The sequence below is a fragment of the Streptomyces sp. NPDC032745 genome (genome assembly GCF_055579465.1).
The window spans coordinates 85483-101759 of sequence record NZ_JBVING010000023.1 but is presented as its reverse complement, the minus strand read 5'-3'; the positions used below and the strand labels follow the sequence as shown (position 1 = coordinate 101759).

Genomic DNA, 16277 nt, shown 5'->3' with positions numbered 1-16277 from the left:
CCCCCCCCCCCCCCCCCCCCCCCCCCCCCCCCCCCCCCCCCCCCCCCCCCCCCCCCCCCCCCCCCCCCCCCCCCCCCCCCCCCCCCCCCCCCCACGCCGGGTCGTCAGGGGTGCTTCGGCGTGGGGCAGACCTGCCAGGCGAGGTGGTAGAGGGTGCTCACGCTCGCGTCCGTGGAGTCCATGGCCATGAAGCTGGTGGAGGTCTGCGGGTTGGACGTGCCCGCATTCACGCGCAGTTCCGTATTGATGTTGAAGTTTCGTTTTTCTCCGCACGGCGCCCAGACCAGATCCGCGTACTCGGTCTTGTCGCTCGCCTGCCAGTTGTCGTTGTGCGGCCCGTTGAACTGGTGGGTGCGCTGAGTCGTCTGGGGCATTCCCTGGAAGTAGTAGTTCGCCCGCTCCTGCCCCCATGCACCGGGCTGGAGGAATGCGAATCCGCGGTAGTCCGCCTGGACAATCGCGTAAGTGAATCCCGAAGGAACGTGGACGCGGAGATTGAGCTGGCAGTTCTTGCGGAATGCCGTCGGCGGCGCACCGGGGCCGACCTGGGCGAGGTACTCACTGTAGGTGACCGTGAAGGCGGTGTTGTCCGGGGCGACGGCCACCTCGGCGGTGCCTTCGCGACAGCCGGATCCGTTGACCGTGGCGAGTTCGATCACGATCTTGTCGGGGGGTGCGGTGATCTGCGGGGTGTGGCCTGCGGCTCCGGCGGACGTCGTCGCCGTGGCGATCAGCACGGCCGCCGCGCTGCCGGTGAGCAGGGTACGAGACAGGGAATGAGACATCGTTGTCACTCCTGACCATCGATCGGTGTTTCCTGCGCCCACTCACGCCGCGTCAGGCCGCGGGGCATTCCTTCCACGCGAAGTGGTAGATCGTGCTGACACTGCCGTCCGTCGAGTCCATGCTCATGAAGCTCAGGGCCTGCGGGTTCGATGACCCCGAGTAGACGCGCAGTTCGCTGTTGACGTTGAGGTTGCGCTCCTCGCCGCAGGGTGCATAGACCAGGTCCTGGTACTCGGTCTGGTCGCTCGCCTGCCAGTTGTCGGAGTACGGGCCGTTGAACTGGTGGGCCGTGCGGGCCGTCTGGCCCATGCCCTGGAAGTAGTAGTTGGCGCGCTCCTGACCGTAGGCCCCGCGCTGGAGGTGGGCGAAGCCGCGGTAGTCGGCGCGGGCGATGGCGTACGTGAACCCCTGCGGTACGTGGATCTGCAGGGCGAGCTGACAGTTCTTGCGGAACTCGGTGCCGCCGGATCCGGCGCCGGCCTGGGCCAGGTAGTTGCTGTACGTGACGGTGAACGACGTGTTGTCGGAGGCCGCGGCGACGCTCGCGGTCCCCTGGGGACATCCGGATCCGTTGACGCCGACCACGTCGACGGTGATTCTTCCGGGCGGCGTGGACGCGGTATGCGCCTGCGCGGGCATGGCCAGGGCGGATAACGCCGCGACCGCCGCGCCGACGATGAGCCTGCGGAGCAACATCTTCGTTTCTCCATTCGTTCGTCCCGCGGAAGAATTCGTCCTGCGGAACCGGGAATTTCGGCATGCACATGCCACCACAGCGGGTGCCTGCTGGGAAGGACTCGATATGGACAACGGTCCCGGCCCGCACGCGGTGGCCGAATTCCGCAATCCCCCGCAGCCCTCCCCCGGGCCCGCCCATCAGCCCCACTCCCCCGCCCCGCCCGGGAAACCCGGCGCACGGCCGTGGCACGACAATGACCAGAAGGAGTGTGTGCGGTCGTACGGGATGGGCAGGCGCAGGGCATGGCCTTGCAGCACCCGGCGGAGCGCACGACCGAGGGGCGTGCCGCCCGCTTCGAGAAGCTGGCCGAGCTCGCGTCCAACTTCACGAGCTCCGCCGTCTTCTCCGTGCTGTGCGTGCTCCTGGTCGCGGGTTACGTGGCCACCCACGTGGCAGGGCTTTCCATGGAGTGGCAGCACCTCGCGGGCGACGCCATGGCCGCCGTGTCCCTGCTGCTGCTGGCGCTGCTGAAGAACTCCGAACGCCGCGCCGAGCACGCCATCCAGCGCAAGCTCGACGCGATCGCCGCGGCGCTGCTGGAGCAGCAGGAGGGCAAGGAGGGCAAGGAGGGCAAGAGCAGGGCCCGTGAGGACCTGGAATCGGCCATCGGCATGGAAGAGCGGCTGTAGAGCGGGGAGGGCCTGCGCCCGGGGCACTCGCGGCGCGAGTGCCCCGGAGCCTCAGCTCCCCTTCTTCGGCTCCTCGGCGTTGCGCCAGACCGTGAGGTCGAGCGTGATGTAGTTGCTCGGGTCCTTCGCGCCCGACTTACCGCGGTACGTCGCCACCGCGATGTGGCCCGCGTCGCTGAGCACGCAGACCTCCGTCCCGTCCGAGAGCTGGTCGAGGCCGATCTTCTCGGTGTACCGGGTCTCGGCGCGGCAGGTCTCCAGCGAACCCTTCTGCGAGTTGTTCAGCACGACCAGCTTGCCGTTGTCGGTCCCGAGCTTCGTGTCCCCGAAGAGGGTGTCGACGTAGAAGTAGAGGTCTCCGTGGTTGTACATCACGCCGGCGTTGCCGCCGGTGGCGGGGCGCGGCGGGTTGTCGGCCAGCATGAGCTGGTAGTTGGCCGTCAGGTTGACGCCCTGGTACGAGGCCGGGGCGGGGTCGGGGCGCTTCCCGCCCTTGTCCTGGGAGCCACCGCCGGGGGTTGCGCTGCCCGGACTTGCGCCGGTGGAAGTCGAGCCGCCCTTGGCCTTGTTGCCGGAGCCGTCCGGCAGCAGGGAACCGATGACCGCGAGGCCGATCACCGCTGCCACGACGGCCCCGGCGATGATCAGCCCCTTCGGCTTGCGCTGCGGCGCGGGGGGCGGGTAGCCGGGGTGGTGGGAGGGCGACGGGGTGTGGTAGCCCGGCACGTACCCGGGCGGCGGCGTCTGGTAACCGGGCTGGGTCTGATAGCCGGGCGGAGGCGTCTGGTAACCGGGGTGCGTCTGGTAGCCGGGCGGCGGCGTGTGATGGCCGGGCGGCACCGCGCCCGGAGCCACGGGGGCAGTCGCGGCGTGCGTCGGGGCAGCCGGGACCGCGCCCGCAGCAGCGGGAGCGCTCGGCGCGTGCGACGGAGCGGCGGGTGCGCTCTGCGTCGGCGCCGCGGCCACGCCGAGACCGGTCGGCGTGTGCGGCGGCGCGCCCTGCGCCGGAGGCTGCGGGGAGACTTCGGTCGGCGTGGGGGCCACTGCGGGCTGCGGCGGCGGGGTCCTCGCCGGTTCGGGCAGCTGGAGGCGCTCGGTGATGGAACCGGCGACCGCCTGGGGCAGCCAGTCCTCGCCCTGGCGGAGCGGGACGGGGGAGAGGTCGTGGCACATCTGGATGACCTCGGTCAGGGTGGGCCGGTCCGCCGGATCACGGCTGAGGCACCGCGTCACCAGGGGCCGCAGCTCCTCCGGCAGCGCGCTGAGGTCGGGATCCTCGTGCACGATGCGGTACAGCACGGCGTGCGAGGACCCCTCGCCATAGGCGGGCGCACCGATCGCCGCGTACGCCACGATCTGGCCGAGGGCGAAGATGTCGGTGCCGGCGGTGACCGTACCGGCGGAGGCCTGTTCGGGCGCCATGAACGCCGGCGTGCCGACGCTGACGCCGCTGCCGGTCAGGGAAGTGGCGTCGGCCGCGCGGGCGATACCGAAGTCGATCACGCGGGGACCGTCGCCGGCGAGGAGTACGTTCGCGGGCTTCAGGTCACGGTGGACGATGCCCGCGCCGTGGATGACGTGCAGCGCCTCGGCGACCCCGACGGTCAGCAGCAGCACACTGCGCAGCGGCAGCCGCCCGTGCCGGGCAACGGCGTGCGCGAGGGAGGGGCCCGGTACGTAGGCCGTGGCCAGCCAGGGCTGGGAGCCCTCGGTGTCGAAGTCGATGACGGGCGCGGTGTAGAGGCCCTGCACCCGCTGCGCCGCCCGCACTTCCTGCTGGAAGCGCCGCCGGAACTCGGGGTCCTCGCTGAACTCGGGCCGGATCACCTTGAGGGCGATGGGCCGCCCGCCCGGCGTGTAGGAGAGGTACACCTTGCCCATGCCGCCCGCGCCCAGCACGGCGGTCAGACGGTAACCGCCCACCGTGGCCGGGTCGTCGGGCCTGAGCGGCTGGAAAAGGTCGGTAGAAGGTGTACCCATGAAAAATCCATCCCCTGTCACGGCAGTTCAGCCCGCCGAAGCCCCGAAGCCAACCGCGAGGGTACCCAACTTCGTGGCTCGTGCTCATCGTCGGCCACCGTACCCGTGCCTGTGCCCGGGTGAGCGCGTCGCGGCATGACGTACGGTCAAGCCCGCTGCACCTGGCGGGGCACGGCCGGCCAGGCCAGGCAGTGGCCGACCGGCCCCGCGGCCGCGCCGTGGCCCGCCCGGTCGGTGAAGAGCCACGACCGCCCGGTACGGTGCCGACGAGCAGGCCCGGGGACGCACCCCCGGCCGCGAGGCCCGCCAGACCCGACGCCGTGAACGGGACCGCGGCCGACGCGTCGGTGACATCGCGGTCCGCGAGCGGCCGGGCCCGCCCCGTACGGACGGGCAGCAGGACGGTCCCGAACAGCCGGGTCGTGGGCAGGGCGCCCGCGCGCTCCCGGGCGGCGCCTTGCGCTCGTCACGGGTCGGCCGCAGCAGGAGGGTCGACCCCGGGGAGGTGACGAAGGGGATCGTCTCCTCACCGAGGGTGTCGAGGGCCCGGAGGCCGAAGTTGACCGAGGGCACCGCGTGGGCGGTGTGGTGTGCCGGCGCGGCGGCCACGGCGCGGTCCCCGTACGGGTGGTGGTCGGTGCCGAAGGCGGGCAGCCGCGGGCAGGCGGCGGTGAAGAAGCCGGCGATCACCGCGGCGGCGCAGCCGAGGAGCAGCAGCCGGGTCCGGTCCCGCACGGCCGGTCCTGCGGGGTGTGCCGCGGGCCGCCCTGGCGGTCCCGGTCGCCGTGCTGCCCGCCGTCCTCGGGGGCGGGCTGCGCCGTGCCGACCGCGAGCTGCGAAAGCGCCACGTCAGGGGCCCGGAGTACGACGAACAGGGGGTCGGCGCGAGCCCGGGCACGGCGCGGGCCGCGGCCTGGCGCACGGGCTCCCGGCACAGGACGGCGAGCGTCCGGCCTCCACGCCGAGCAGCAGGGCGACGCCGATCAGTACGTCATCCACGCCGGGCCCGGCCCTCCCGCTCGGCGGCGGTGGCCTTGCCGACGGCGGACAGCAGCCCGATCAGGAGGGTCACCCGGCCGACACCCCGCTCCAGGGCCACGGCGCAAGCGATCAGGGGTACGCCGATCCGTGGGCACCAGCGCTCCCCCGCCCGCGAGCAGGCACCGCGTACCGCCCCGGCGGGCCACGGCGCGGGAGGTGCCACCCGCCCGGGGCAGGCCCGCCGGGGCGGACACATGACGGCCGCGGGGCATCGGGACCCCGGCCGCGATAGGCTCGTACGAGGCTCAGGAGAGGGATGATGCTGATGTGTCGATGGCTCGCCTACTCCGGTTCGCCGATGCTGCTCGACGCGGTTCTGTACCAGCCGGAACACTCGCTGATCGACCAGAGCCTGCACGCCCGGATGGGTGTCGAGTCGACCAACGGCGACGGTTTCGGCATCGGCTGGTACAGCCCCGACGGCGGCGCAACCCCGGCGATCTTCCGCGACATCGGGCCCGCCTGGAACAACCGCAATCTGCGGGAACTGGCCGCACACGTCCGCTCGACGCTGTTCTTCGCCCATGTGCGTGCCTCCACCGGTTCGGCGATCCAGCAGACGAACTGCCATCCCTTCCGCCACGGCCGCTGGCTGTGGATGCACAACGGCGCGATCACAGACTTCCACCGTTTGCAACGCGACTTGTACATGGCCGTCGACCCGGCCCTGTTCTCGTGCATCGAGGGCTCCACGGACTCCGAGGTGATGTTCTACCTGGCCGTCACCTTCGGCCTCGACCAGGACGTCCCCGGGGCGGTCGCCCGGATGGCCGGCCTGGTGGAGCGGCTCGGCAAGGAGCACGGCGTCGACGACCCGCTGCAGATGACGATCGCGGTCAGCGACGGCGAGCGCGTGTGGGCCTTCCGCTACTCCAGCGCGGGCCAGTCGCGTTCGCTGTACTACAGCAGCAAGGCCGAGACCGTACGGCAGCTGTACCCGGAACTGCCGTTCCTGCGGGAGGTCTCCGACGCCACCCGACTGGTGGTCTCCGAACCGCTGGGCGACCTCCCGGGCGTGTGGAACGAACTCCCCGAGGCGAGCTACGCGGTCGTGCCCTCCACGGCGACGGAGGACTATCTCCCGTTCATCCCCGAGCTCCCCTGATGTCACGGATCACCACCTCGGGATGACCCTGCTGCGCGCCATCGGTTCCGGCGCCCGGCCCGCGGCCGGCTTCTCGGCCCATGAGTACGAGGCGGCGATCAGGGCGACGCCCACCGCGCAGATCGACGGGCAGGGGCCCGTGCTCGATGCACAGGCCCTGCCGCAGATCATCGACGCGGTCCGCTCGCGGGGGCACCGGGTCACCGGCCTCCGCACCCTGCCGGCCCACCCGCAGGGTCCCGGCCTCAGCAGATGCGGGGCAGTTGCTCCCCGATCGGCAGGTCGACCACGCGGGTGCCGCCGAGGCCGGTGCGGGCCACGACGAGGCCGGGGTGGGCCTCGACCGCCTCGCCGATCACCGTGGCGCGACGGCCCAGCGGGTGGGCGCGCATGGCGTCGAGGACGGCGTCGGCGTGCTCGCGGGGCACGAAGGCGACCAGCTTGCCCTCGTTCGCCACGTAGAACGGGTCGAGGCCGAGGATCGCGCAGGCGTTGCCCACGGCCTCGGGGACCGGAACCCGGCCCTCCTGGATGACGACCCCGGCGCCCGAGGCGGCCGCGATCTCGTTCAGGGCGGCCGCCAGCCCGCCGCGCGTGGGATCGCGCAGCACGTGCAGGTCGGGGGTGACCGCGAGCATGGCCTGGACGAGCCCGCCCAGCGGTGCGCAGTCGCTCTCGATCTCCACACCGAAGCCGAGTCCCTCGCGGACGCTCATGATGGCCACGCCGTGCAGGCCGATCTCCCCGCTGACGATGACGACGTCACCCGGTACGACGCGCTGCGGGCGCAGGTCCACCCCGTCGGGGATCAGCCCGATGCCCGCAGTGTTGAGGTAGATGCCGTCGCCGTGACCGGCCTCGACGACCTTGGTGTCGCCGGTCGCCACCTCGACGCCCGCGGCGCGCGCGGCCGCACCGAGGGCCTCGGCGACCCGGGCCACCACCGAGATCTCCACGCCCTCCTCGAGGATGAACCCGCAGGAGAGGTAGGCGGCCCGGGCCCCGCTCATGGCCAGGTCGTTGACCGTGCCGTTGACCGCGAGGTCGCCGATGCTGCCGCCGGGGAAGAACAGTGGCCGCACCACGTACGAATCGGTCGAGAAGGCCAGCCGGGCCCCGCCGAGGGTGACCGAGGCGGAGTCGCCGAGCTGGGCGAGCACCTCGCCGCCGAAGGCGGGTGCGAAGACGTGCTGGACGAGCTCCGCGGAGAGCGCGCCGCCGCCTCCGTGGCCCATCACCACCCGGGGGCGGTCGCGCAGCGGGGCCGGGCAGGTCCAGCCGGTGACGTCGAGTGCGGTCCCGGACACGGCGTCGGGCACGGTCTCAGACAACGGGGCTCGCCTCCAGCGGTGCGGTCCGGGCCGGCGCGAGGTCGAGGCGCCGGTAGAGGTAGTACGCGGCGCAGGCGCCCTCGCTGGAGACCATCGTGGCGCCGAGCGGGTTGCGCGGGGTGCAGGTGGTGCCGAAGGCCTCGCACTCGTGCGGCTTGATCAGGCCCTGGAGGACCTCGCCGCTGCGGCACTCGGCGGGTTCCTGCGTGGCGATGTCCGTCACCGAGAAGCGGTGCTCGGCGTCGTAGTCGCGATAGCGGGCGGACAGCCGCCAGCCGCTGCCGGGGATGACGCCGATACCGCGCCAGGCACGGTCGGTGACCTCGAAGACGTCCTCCAGCATGGCGAGGGCGGCCGGGTTCCCCTCCGGGCGGACGGCGCGGGCGTAGGCGTTGTCGACGGTGTGCTCGCCGCGTTCCAGCTGCCGTACGGCCCGGCGTACGCCCTCGAGGATGTCCAGCGGCTCGAAGCCGGTGACCACGATCGGGACGCGGTGGCGCGCGGCCAGCTCCGGGTACTCACCCATGCCCATCACGCTGCAGACGTGCCCGGCGGCGAGGAAGGCCTGCACCCGGCAGCTCGGGGAGGTCATGATCGCCTCGATGGCCGGGGGCACCCGGACGTGGGAGACGAGCAGGCTGAAGTTGGGGATGCCGAGCCTCTTCGCCTGATGCACCGTCATGGCATTGGGCGGCGCCGTGGTTTCGAAGCCGATGCCGAAGAACACCACCTCGCGCGCCGGGTTCTGCTGCGCGATCCGCAGGGCGTCGAGCGGGGAGTACACCACCCGTACGTCGCCGCCCTCGCTGCGCACCTGGAAGAGGTCGCGGCCGGTCCCGGGGACGCGGAGCATGTCGCCGAACGAGCAGAAGATCGCCTCGGGGCGGGAGGCGATCTCCAGCGCCTTGTCGATGACCTCCAGCGGGGTCACGCACACCGGGCAGCCCGGGCCGTGGATCAACTCGACCTGTTCGGGCAGTAGTTGATCGATCCCGTGGCGGATGATGGTGTGGGTCTGGCCGCCGCAGACCTCCATCAGCGCCCAGGGGCGGGTGACGGTGGCGTGGATGTCGTCGAGCAGGCGGCGGGCCAGCTCGGGGTCCTGGAACTCCTCGATGTACTTCACTACTGCTGCGCCTCCTGTACGGCGTCCCCGGCGTGCGCCTCGTGTACGGCGTCCCCGGCGTGCGGCTGCTGCGCGATGTCGTCGGCGAAGGGCCAGTCCCCCGTGCCCGCCTCTGCTGCCGCCCGCTCCCATGGATCGCCGAACTCCTCCTGGAGCATGCCGAGCTGGGCGAAGAGTTCGAGTGTCTGCTTGGCCGACTCCTCGTCGAGGCGCTGCAGGGCGAAGCCGACGTGGACGATGGCGTACTCGCCGACCCGGAGGTCCGGCAGGTACTCGAGGCACACCTCCTTGACCACCCCGCCGAAATCGACGGTCGCCATGCGGGTGCCGTCCTTCTCCCCGATGTCAAGCACTCTGCCGGGTACCGCCAGGCACATGGCCCTCTCCTTGCTGTGGGTGGTCCGGGGCGCAGGCCGCCACCATGAGCTGGCCGAGGGCCAGCCCGCCGTCGTTCGGCGGGACGCGGTGGTGGCGCAGTACGGTGAAGCCGCTCTCGCGCAGTGCGCGGGCGCAGGCGGAGGAGAGCACGGTGTTGGCGAACACCCCGCCGCTGAGGGCGACGGTGTCGAGCCCGTGCCGCTCGCGCGCCCGGACGCAGACCCGGCGCAAGAGGCCGGCGACGGCAGCGTGGAAGCGGGCGGCGACCACGCCGGGCGCGATACCCGCGCGGACGTCGCGGACCACCGCCGCCAGCACGGGAGCCGGGTCCGCGGTCAGCGGGGCGTCGCGGCCGCCGTGCGCGGGGAGCCGGAGGGCGAACGCGTAGTCCGGGCCGGCATCCTCCCCGGCCCCGGAACCGCGTGCGCTTGCGCTCACGACCGCGGTGAGCGCCGCGCTCTCCAGCTCGATGGCGGCCTGGGCCTCGTACCCGGCGTGGTGGCAGACGCCCGCCAGGGAGGAGACCGCGTCGAAGAGACGGCCCATGCTGGAGGTCGGTACGCAGTGCAGGTTCCGCTCCAGCTGACGGCGCAGCAGCCGTAGTTCGTCCGGCGGGCAGGCAACCGTGCAAGGCAGGTCCGGGTCCCAGTCGAGCCCGGCGGCGAACAGATGGGACAGGGCCATCCGGTACGGGCGGCGCACGGCGGCGTCGCCGCCCGGCAGCGGGACGTAGGCGAGATGGGCGAACCGGGTGTACCCGGCGTAGTCCGCCAGCAGCACCTCCCCGCCCCAGACGGCCCCGTCGTCGCCGTATCCGGTGCCGTCGAACGCGACGCCGATCACCCGGCGGGCGCCGTCGAGGCCGTGTTCGGCCATCGCGGACGCGATGTGCGCGTGGTGGTGCTGGACTCCGACGACCGGGCGGCCGGCGGCCCGGTCGCGGACCAGGCGCCCCGAGCGGTAGCCGGGGTGCCGGTCCACGGCGACCCGCACGGGGGCGACGCCGGTGATGGACTCCAGCTGTTCCTCGGCGCGGGCGAACGCGTACTGGGTGGCGAGGTCGTCCATGTCCCCGATGTGGGCGGAGAGCCAGGCCTGACGTCCTTCGGCGAGGCCGAGGGTGTTCTTCAGGTCACCCCCGGCGGCGAGCGTGGCGGGTACGGACAGCGGCAGCGCGAGCGGCAGCGGGGCGTAGCCGCGGGAGCGGCGCAGGGTCAGTACCTCGCCGTCGCAGACCCGCACCACGGAGTCGTCGCAGGGGACGTGGATCGGCCGGTCGTGGGTGAGCCAGCCGTCGGCGAGCCGGGCGAGCCGGTCCAGGGCCTCGGTGTCGTCGGTGACGATGGGCTCGCCCGACAGGTTCCCGCTGGTCATGACGAGCAGCCGGGGGCCGGGCGAGTCGCCGGGCAGGCCGAGCAGCAGATGGTGTACGGGGGTGTAGGGGAGCATCACGCCCAGGTCGGGGCTGCCCGGGGCGACGGAGTCGGCAACGGCCGGCCCGGTGCTCGCGGTCGAAGTCGTGCCCGCGGCGGCGTCGGTGACGCCGGCGCCCGGGCGGCGGCGCAGCAGGACGATGGGCCGGACGGGCCCGGTGAGCAGGTCCCGTTCGGCCGGGCCGAGGTGGACGAGGTGCTCGATGTCGGCGAGCTCGCGGGCCATCAGGGCGAACGGCTTGTCCCCGCGGGCCTTGCGGCGCCGCAGCTCGGCCACGGCGCCGGTGTGGGCGGCGTCGCAGGCGAGGTGGTAGCCGCCGAGGCCCTTGACCGCGAGGATCGCCCCGCCGGCCAGCAGCCGGCGGGCCTCGGCCACCGGGTCGGCGTACGGCGCCTCGCGCGGGGGCGAGCCGACGAGGAGCCGCAGCCGGGGGCCGCAGGCGGGGCAGGCCACCGGCTGGGCGTGGAAGCGGCGGTCGGCGGGGTCGGCGTACTCGCGGGCGCAGTCGGGGCACATCGGGAAGCGGGCCATGGTGGTGTGCACCCGGTCGTACGGCACCCCGGTGACGATGGTGAAGCGGGGTCCGCAGTGCGTGCAGGTGATGAAGGGGTGGCGGTGGCGCCGGTCGGCCGGATCGGCCAGCTCCGCGAGGCAGTCGGCGCAGGTGGCCACATCCGGGGAGACGAGGGTGCGCGCCGGTCCGCCGGACCGGGAGGCGACGATGGTGAAGCCCGCGCCGCCGGCGACGGGGACCTCGCAGTGGTCGACGGCATCGACGACTGCGAGGGGCGGGGCGTCGGCCGCGAGCCGCTCGCAGAAGGCCGATACGGCCGCCGGTGCGCCCTCGACCTCGGCGACGACCCCTTCGGGGGTGTTGGTGACGTGCCCGGCGAGGCCGAGCCCGGTCGCGCGGGTGTACACGTACGGCCGGAAGCCGACGCCCTGTACCACTCCCCGCACGACGACCCGGCGGCGCTGTACGGCTTCCATCAGCGGGACTGCACCACGGCTGAGTGCGAGTGGCTCTCGGCGTGGTGATCGTGATCGTGATGGTGGTGCGTGGGGGGCTGCTGTGCCATGACCGGGGCGTGCACCGCAGCGCCGGCGCCGACCGCCAGCGCCCGGTCGAGCAGGATGCCCGCGCCCTCGCCTGCGCGGGCCGAGGTCAGGACCACCTCCACCCCGGGGTTGACCTGCTGGACGTACGCACGGAAGGCGGCTTCGTCGAACTCGACGGCCTGCGCGATGTCCGTCTTCGTCACCACGACGAGGTGGGCGAGCCCGAACGCCGTCGGGTACTTGAGCGGTTTGTCCTCGCCCTCCGTCACCGAGGCCAGGACGACGCGCAGCGTCTCCCCGAGATCGTACGAGGCGGGGCAGACGAGGTTGCCGACGTTCTCCACGAACAGCAGCCGGGTGTCCTCGGGCATCCAGCCGTCGAGGTGCCGCCCGAGCATCCCGGCCTCGAGGTGGCAGAGCCCGTCGGTGAGCACCTGCTTGACGGGGACGCCCGAACGCGCCAGCCGTACCGCGTCGTTCTCGGTGGCGAGGTCCGCGGTCAGCGCGGCGACGGGCACGCCGCGCTCGCGCGCCAGGCCGAGTTCGCGCTCCAGCAGGGCGGTCTTCCCGCTCCCCGGGCTGGACAGCAGGTTGACCACCGTGGTGCCGCGGGCGGTGAGTTCGGCGCGCAGGGTGTGCGCGGCCGAGTCGTTCTTGGCGAGGACCGCCTGCTTCAGGTCGACCACACGGCACATGGTTCAGCGCTCCTGGGAGATCGGTTCGCGGGTGGGGGCGGGATGCCGGTCGCAGGCGGGGCCGTCCTCCCAGTGCACGCTGAGGATCTGCAGCTCGCGCCCGGCGAGGAGTTCGACCTCCGTGGCCTGTCCGCAGCCGGGGCAGACCAGCCGGGGCGGCATGCCGACCGCCCAGTCGCCCGTACAGGAGCGGCAGTGCGCGCGGGCGGGGACGCGCTCCGTCACGAGCTCGGCGCCTTCCAGAACCGTTCCGGCGCAGGCCAGTTCGAAGCAGAAGGCGAGGGCATCGGGCACCACCCCGGCCAGCTCACCGACCTGGAGCCGGACCGAGGTGACGGCGTTCGCGCCGCCCGCCTCGGCGGCTTCCTCCACCTGGGCCACCACGGCCATGGCGATCGACATCTCGTGCATGGGACTCCGTCCTGCCGGGCCTCATTAGACCGGCCTGCGCCGTACGGGGCGGTCGGGCACGCCGACGCGCCGACGCCCCGTACGCCATTCGGGCGCCGGGGCAGTCGCACGTCGGTGATCAGAGATCACGGGTCACGGGCACGGGTCACGGGCACGGGTCACATGCGGCGGATCCTCAGATAGCGCTGGACATCGGGGAGCACCACGCACAGTGCGGCGGCGAGGACGGCGGCGGCCGCGCCGCCGATGATGGCCTTCTTCATGGGGTTCTCCTCAGTTGGCGGTGGCGTTGCGCTCTTCGTCGAGCAGCTCCTGGTCCGGGCGGCGGACCAGGTCCAGGACCATCCGTACGGCCTCCGGGACGGCTGCGGCCACCGGGGCGCTCAGGCCGATGCCCTCGTCCAGGCAGCCGGGTTCGCAGCCGACGACCCAGATCCGCCGGGGCGGTGTCCCGCCGGTTCCGGCGCACAGGGTGTCCAGCAGGGCCAGCACCGCGTCGGGCGACATCTGGTGCCCGTCGAGTACGGGGCTCTGCGGGGCGATGGAGCCGGCTTCGGCGGCGTCGATCAGGTACAGGGTGCCGGGGGCTCCGCCGCGTGCGGTGGCGTCCACCAGGACGAGCGTGTCGTATCCGTCGAGCAGCTGGTAGGCGAGGTGGACCCCGCGTACGCCGATGTCCACCACCTCGGCCTGGCCGGGCAGCCCGCAGCCGGGCTCGGAAAGCCTCCGGACGGTCTCGACGCCGAAGCCGTCGTCGCCGAGGAAGACGTTGCCGATGCCGGCGATCAGGATGCGGCCGCTCACGCGTCCTCCAGGGGGGCGACCTCGTCGGGCTGGAAGTACAGGAACCGGCCCTGTTCACGGCGGATGTCGGCGCCGGGATCGCCTTCGACGGTGACGGCGAGGTGCACTCCGCCGTCGACGTCGTGGAGGACGGCCTCGACCTGGGCGGTGCAGCCCTGGAGGAAGAGGTCCTGGGCGTCGGTGCGCCGCAGGCCCGGGCGCAGGAGGACCCGGCTGCCGGGGCCCACCGAGGTGCCGTCGATCAGGATCCGGTCACGTGCCGGGTCGGCGGGGTCCGCGTGCGCCGGGTCCCACCACGGGGTGTCCGGCCTGAACACGGCGTCCTCGTCGAAGAGTTCGGGGAACGACTCGGGGGTGGGCGCACCGGGGTCGGTGATCTCCCGGAGCGCCCGGACGGCCCCGTGCAGGCGTTCCAGCACCTCGGGGGGCATGGTCTCGGCCAGGTCGATCACGGCGGCCGCCCGGGCGTCGGTCCCGCGGGCCTCCCGCTTCTCCTGGTCGGTCAGGGCCGCCGTGCGCAGGGCCAGGATCTCGTCGATCTCGGTGGCGTCGTACATGGCCCCGATGCTCTCGGGGGCGATGCCGGGGTGGTCCTCGAGGATGATCGGCGAGGAGAGGACCACGTCGGCGCTGCCCGGTTCGCCGGCGAGCACGGGCCAGGTGTGCAGGTTGGCGCAGGTCGCGACGGAGGGCTTGGCCCACTCGGGCGGGTCGGTCATCGAGAGGAAGGTTCCGGCGCTCAGGCCCAGCAGGAGGTGGGCCGCGACCAGGGAGCGCGGCAGAGCGGCGTCCCGGTCGGCGCCGTCGGCCCCGTCGGCGGGCACGGTCCAGTCGCTCGTGTTCTCGACCACCACCGTGAGTTTGAACGCCCGGTACGGGACGTCCAGCTGCTCGGCGCGCAGCCGCAGCATGCCGTCGGCCCGCTCGGTGCACCGGACGAGGCGGCCCAGCTCGCGGCCGTCGGGGCCGAGGACGGGTTCGGTCTCCTCGCGAGCGGGCCGCACGAAGGGCAGGCAGACCTCGCCCTCCTCCAACTCGGCGACCGGAACGGTCATTTCGACCCGCTCCTCGGTTCCCTCGTCCCAGGGGACCAGGACCCGGTCGGGCAGGTGCAGTTCGGGCACGGCCGCGAACGAGCCGTCTCCGCGTGCCTCTTCGACCGTACGCCGCTGCGCGTGCAGGAAGCGCAGCTCGACGGCGAGGGTGGCCGCACCGCGCGGTTCCATCACCAGCTCGGTGCGCTGGAAGGAGTGCTCGTCGTGCGCGGGCCCCCACGCGGGCGGGACCAGTACGCCGAACTGCCAGCGCAGCCGGTTCTTCGCCGCCGAGGCCCGGTACGGGTAGAGCACGTAGCCCTCGAAGAGGACGGCGTCGGCCACCTGGCGGGCTACGGCGAACCGGGATTCGGGCAGGGCCGTCGTGGTCATGGCGCCGTCCTCTCGGCGGCCCGCGGCAGTACGGCCCCGGCCCAGGCGGGGTCCGGGGGCGGCGGCTCCGCCACCACCGCCGCGTCCAGCAGGGCCCGTACGGTCGCCTCCCAGGAGGCGAGCGCGTGGCGGGAGCGGTAGGCGAGCAGGTCGGCCATGGTGTCGCGGGGCAGCCGCAGCCAGCCGCAGCCCGGGAAGTGCTGCTCGACCATCTCCCGCCACACCTCGGCGGGCATCCGGAACGGGGCTTCGCGGTCCCAGGGGACGGGCTCGACGTGGAAGCCCCCGGCCCCGGTGAAGGCCGTGCCGGAGAACAGCATCAGCAGGGGTGCCTCGCCGTCCTCCAGGGCGCTGAGGTAGCGGCCGGCGGCGATGTCCATGTCGTAGGTGCACGGTACGACGATGTCGGTCTCGGTCTCCCCGGTGAAGCTGGGGACCATCACCGAGACCTGGGCGAACTGGAGCGGCTGCAGGGTGGTTCCCCAGCGGGCCCGCTCGCCGAACAGGTCGTGGAGGGCGGCGGCCTCGCCGGTGCCGTAACTGCGCCGGGCCGGCTCGATGCGGATCTGGCAGCGCAGCGCGAGGGCGTGGACGCGCTGGTCGGCGCCGGCGGTGATGCGCAGCCGGAACACGAGGGTGGGGCCGGCCGCGTACGGGTCGGCGCGCACTCCGGTGCAGGCGAAGGTGAAGTCGGTCATGCCCGCCCCTCCCCCGCCGCGGCGGGGACCTTGGCCCGGCGCTCCACCTGCTCGAAGAAGGTCTTCAGCGCGGCGCGCGCCTCGGCCCCGCCGTCGAAGCCCTGCCACAGCAGCCGCATCCGCCCCACCAGCTCGTAGCAGATGTCGATGGGCACGAGGTAGCACTCGGTGCGGCCCTCGGTCCGGCGCAGCAGCAGCGCCTCCACGTCGGGTTCGAGCAGCGCGGCGAGCGCCCCGCCGCCGAGTACGTGCTGCCAGGTGGCCGGGTCCAGTTCGCTCTCGGTGGCGCCGGCCGGGCTCGGGTAGAGCGCGACCAGCCGGTCGAGGGCGGCGTTGCGGAAGAAGAAGGCGACGCCGACCGGGATCTGCAGCTGCTCCCAGGCGCCCTCGCCGAGCCGGTGCTCCGGGTCGGTGAGGTAGCGGTCGGGTACGGCGCGGAAGCGCCCGGCGGCGGCGCCGGGCCGGTCGAACAGGAGGGCGCACGCGGTGCAGGCGCACACCAGTGACCGCTTCTCGACCTCCACCAGGTGGCGGTGGCCGTCCTCGGGCACGGCCACTGCGCACAGTTCGCAGCGCTCGGCCCGGGGCGGCCGGGGCCCGGTGAACCGGCGCAGGCCGCGCAGCCCGGCGGGCC

The 16277-nt window shown here is 73.2% G+C and carries 17 protein-coding genes; 2 read left to right on the top strand and 15 right to left on the bottom strand.

Translation table 11 applies throughout. The features are described 5' to 3' along the window. Positions 1-104: 104 nt before the first annotated feature. Positions 105-773 (bottom strand): DUF4360 domain-containing protein, encoded by a 669-nt coding sequence (locus ACZ5WG_RS38420; RefSeq protein ID WP_365957594.1) that lies wholly within the window; start codon positions 771-773, stop codon positions 105-107. A gap of 64 nt (positions 774-837) precedes the next feature. After that, entirely contained in the window at positions 838-1482 is a 645-nt protein-coding gene (locus tag ACZ5WG_RS38415) for a DUF4360 domain-containing protein (RefSeq protein ID WP_468729295.1), read from the bottom strand. A gap of 285 nt (positions 1483-1767) precedes the next feature. Between ACZ5WG_RS38415 and ACZ5WG_RS38410 the strand changes: the two genes are divergently transcribed. Further along, positions 1768-2154 carry a low affinity iron permease family protein gene (locus tag ACZ5WG_RS38410; protein WP_468729294.1) on the top strand — a complete coding sequence of 129 codons (387 nt, stop codon included), beginning with the start codon at positions 1768-1770 and terminating at the stop codon, positions 2152-2154. Positions 2155-2205: 51 nt separating this feature from the next. On the opposite strand, the gene ACZ5WG_RS38405 is transcribed toward ACZ5WG_RS38410, so the two are convergent. After that, the gene (locus ACZ5WG_RS38405; protein ID WP_468729293.1) at positions 2206-4134 is read right to left on the bottom strand and encodes a serine/threonine-protein kinase; all 1929 of its coding nucleotides are present in this window, start codon (positions 4132-4134) and stop codon (positions 2206-2208) included. Between the two features lie 686 nt (positions 4135-4820). Further along, the gene (locus ACZ5WG_RS38400; RefSeq protein WP_468729292.1) at positions 4821-4982 is read right to left on the bottom strand and encodes a hypothetical protein; all 162 of its coding nucleotides are present in this window, start codon (positions 4980-4982) and stop codon (positions 4821-4823) included. 458 nt (positions 4983-5440) lie between these two features. Between ACZ5WG_RS38400 and ACZ5WG_RS38395 the strand changes: the two genes are divergently transcribed. Further along, entirely contained in the window at positions 5441-6280 is an 840-nt protein-coding gene (locus ACZ5WG_RS38395) for a class II glutamine amidotransferase (RefSeq protein ID WP_468729291.1), read from the top strand. A 245-nt stretch (positions 6281-6525) separates the two neighbouring features. Here the strand turns inward: ACZ5WG_RS38395 and hypE are convergent, their stop codons facing one another. The 11 genes from hypE to ACZ5WG_RS38340 all read right to left on the bottom strand — a co-directional run bounded on the left by hypE (position 6526) and on the right by ACZ5WG_RS38340 (position 16257). Beyond that, complete coding sequence (hypE, locus tag ACZ5WG_RS38390; protein ID WP_468729301.1) at positions 6526-7515, bottom strand: hydrogenase expression/formation protein HypE; 990 nt, start codon at positions 7513-7515, stop codon at positions 6526-6528. Between the two features lie 88 nt (positions 7516-7603). Further along, positions 7604-8737, bottom strand: a complete 1134-nt coding sequence (hypD, locus tag ACZ5WG_RS38385) for a hydrogenase formation protein HypD (RefSeq protein WP_468729290.1) — start codon at positions 8735-8737, stop codon at positions 7604-7606. Next, positions 8737-9114 (bottom strand): HypC/HybG/HupF family hydrogenase formation chaperone, encoded by a 378-nt coding sequence (locus tag ACZ5WG_RS38380; protein ID WP_468729289.1) that lies wholly within the window; start codon positions 9112-9114, stop codon positions 8737-8739. The genes hypD and ACZ5WG_RS38380 overlap by 1 nt, the downstream gene beginning before the upstream one ends. After that, positions 9083-11539, bottom strand: coding sequence for a carbamoyltransferase HypF (hypF, locus tag ACZ5WG_RS38375; RefSeq protein ID WP_468729288.1), 2457 nt, complete (start codon positions 11537-11539; stop codon positions 9083-9085). Before hypF ends, ACZ5WG_RS38380 begins: the two co-directional genes overlap by 32 nt. Next, complete coding sequence (gene hypB / locus ACZ5WG_RS38370) at positions 11539-12303, bottom strand: hydrogenase nickel incorporation protein HypB (protein WP_468729287.1); 765 nt, start codon at positions 12301-12303, stop codon at positions 11539-11541. Before hypB ends, hypF begins: the two co-directional genes overlap by 1 nt. Positions 12304-12306: 3 nt before the next feature. Further along, the gene (gene hypA / locus ACZ5WG_RS38365; RefSeq protein WP_468729286.1) at positions 12307-12714 is read right to left on the bottom strand and encodes a hydrogenase maturation nickel metallochaperone HypA; all 408 of its coding nucleotides are present in this window, start codon (positions 12712-12714) and stop codon (positions 12307-12309) included. Positions 12715-12872: 158 nt separating this feature from the next. Then, complete coding sequence (locus tag ACZ5WG_RS38360) at positions 12873-12977, bottom strand: DUF6893 family small protein (RefSeq protein WP_468729285.1); 105 nt, start codon at positions 12975-12977, stop codon at positions 12873-12875. A gap of 10 nt (positions 12978-12987) precedes the next feature. Further along, on the bottom strand, positions 12988-13518 hold the full coding sequence (locus ACZ5WG_RS38355) for a hydrogenase maturation protease (protein WP_468729284.1): 531 nt from the start codon (positions 13516-13518) through the stop codon (positions 12988-12990). Continuing rightward, positions 13515-14945, bottom strand: coding sequence for a hypothetical protein (locus tag ACZ5WG_RS38350; RefSeq protein ID WP_468729283.1), 1431 nt, complete (start codon positions 14943-14945; stop codon positions 13515-13517). The genes ACZ5WG_RS38355 and ACZ5WG_RS38350 overlap by 4 nt, the downstream gene beginning before the upstream one ends. Then, on the bottom strand, positions 14942-15643 hold the full coding sequence (locus tag ACZ5WG_RS38345) for a DUF6084 family protein (RefSeq protein WP_468729282.1): 702 nt from the start codon (positions 15641-15643) through the stop codon (positions 14942-14944). Before ACZ5WG_RS38345 ends, ACZ5WG_RS38350 begins: the two co-directional genes overlap by 4 nt. Then, on the bottom strand, positions 15640-16257 hold the full coding sequence (locus ACZ5WG_RS38340) for a DUF5947 family protein (protein ID WP_468729300.1): 618 nt from the start codon (positions 16255-16257) through the stop codon (positions 15640-15642). Before ACZ5WG_RS38340 ends, ACZ5WG_RS38345 begins: the two co-directional genes overlap by 4 nt. Positions 16258-16277: the final 20 nt, after the last annotated feature.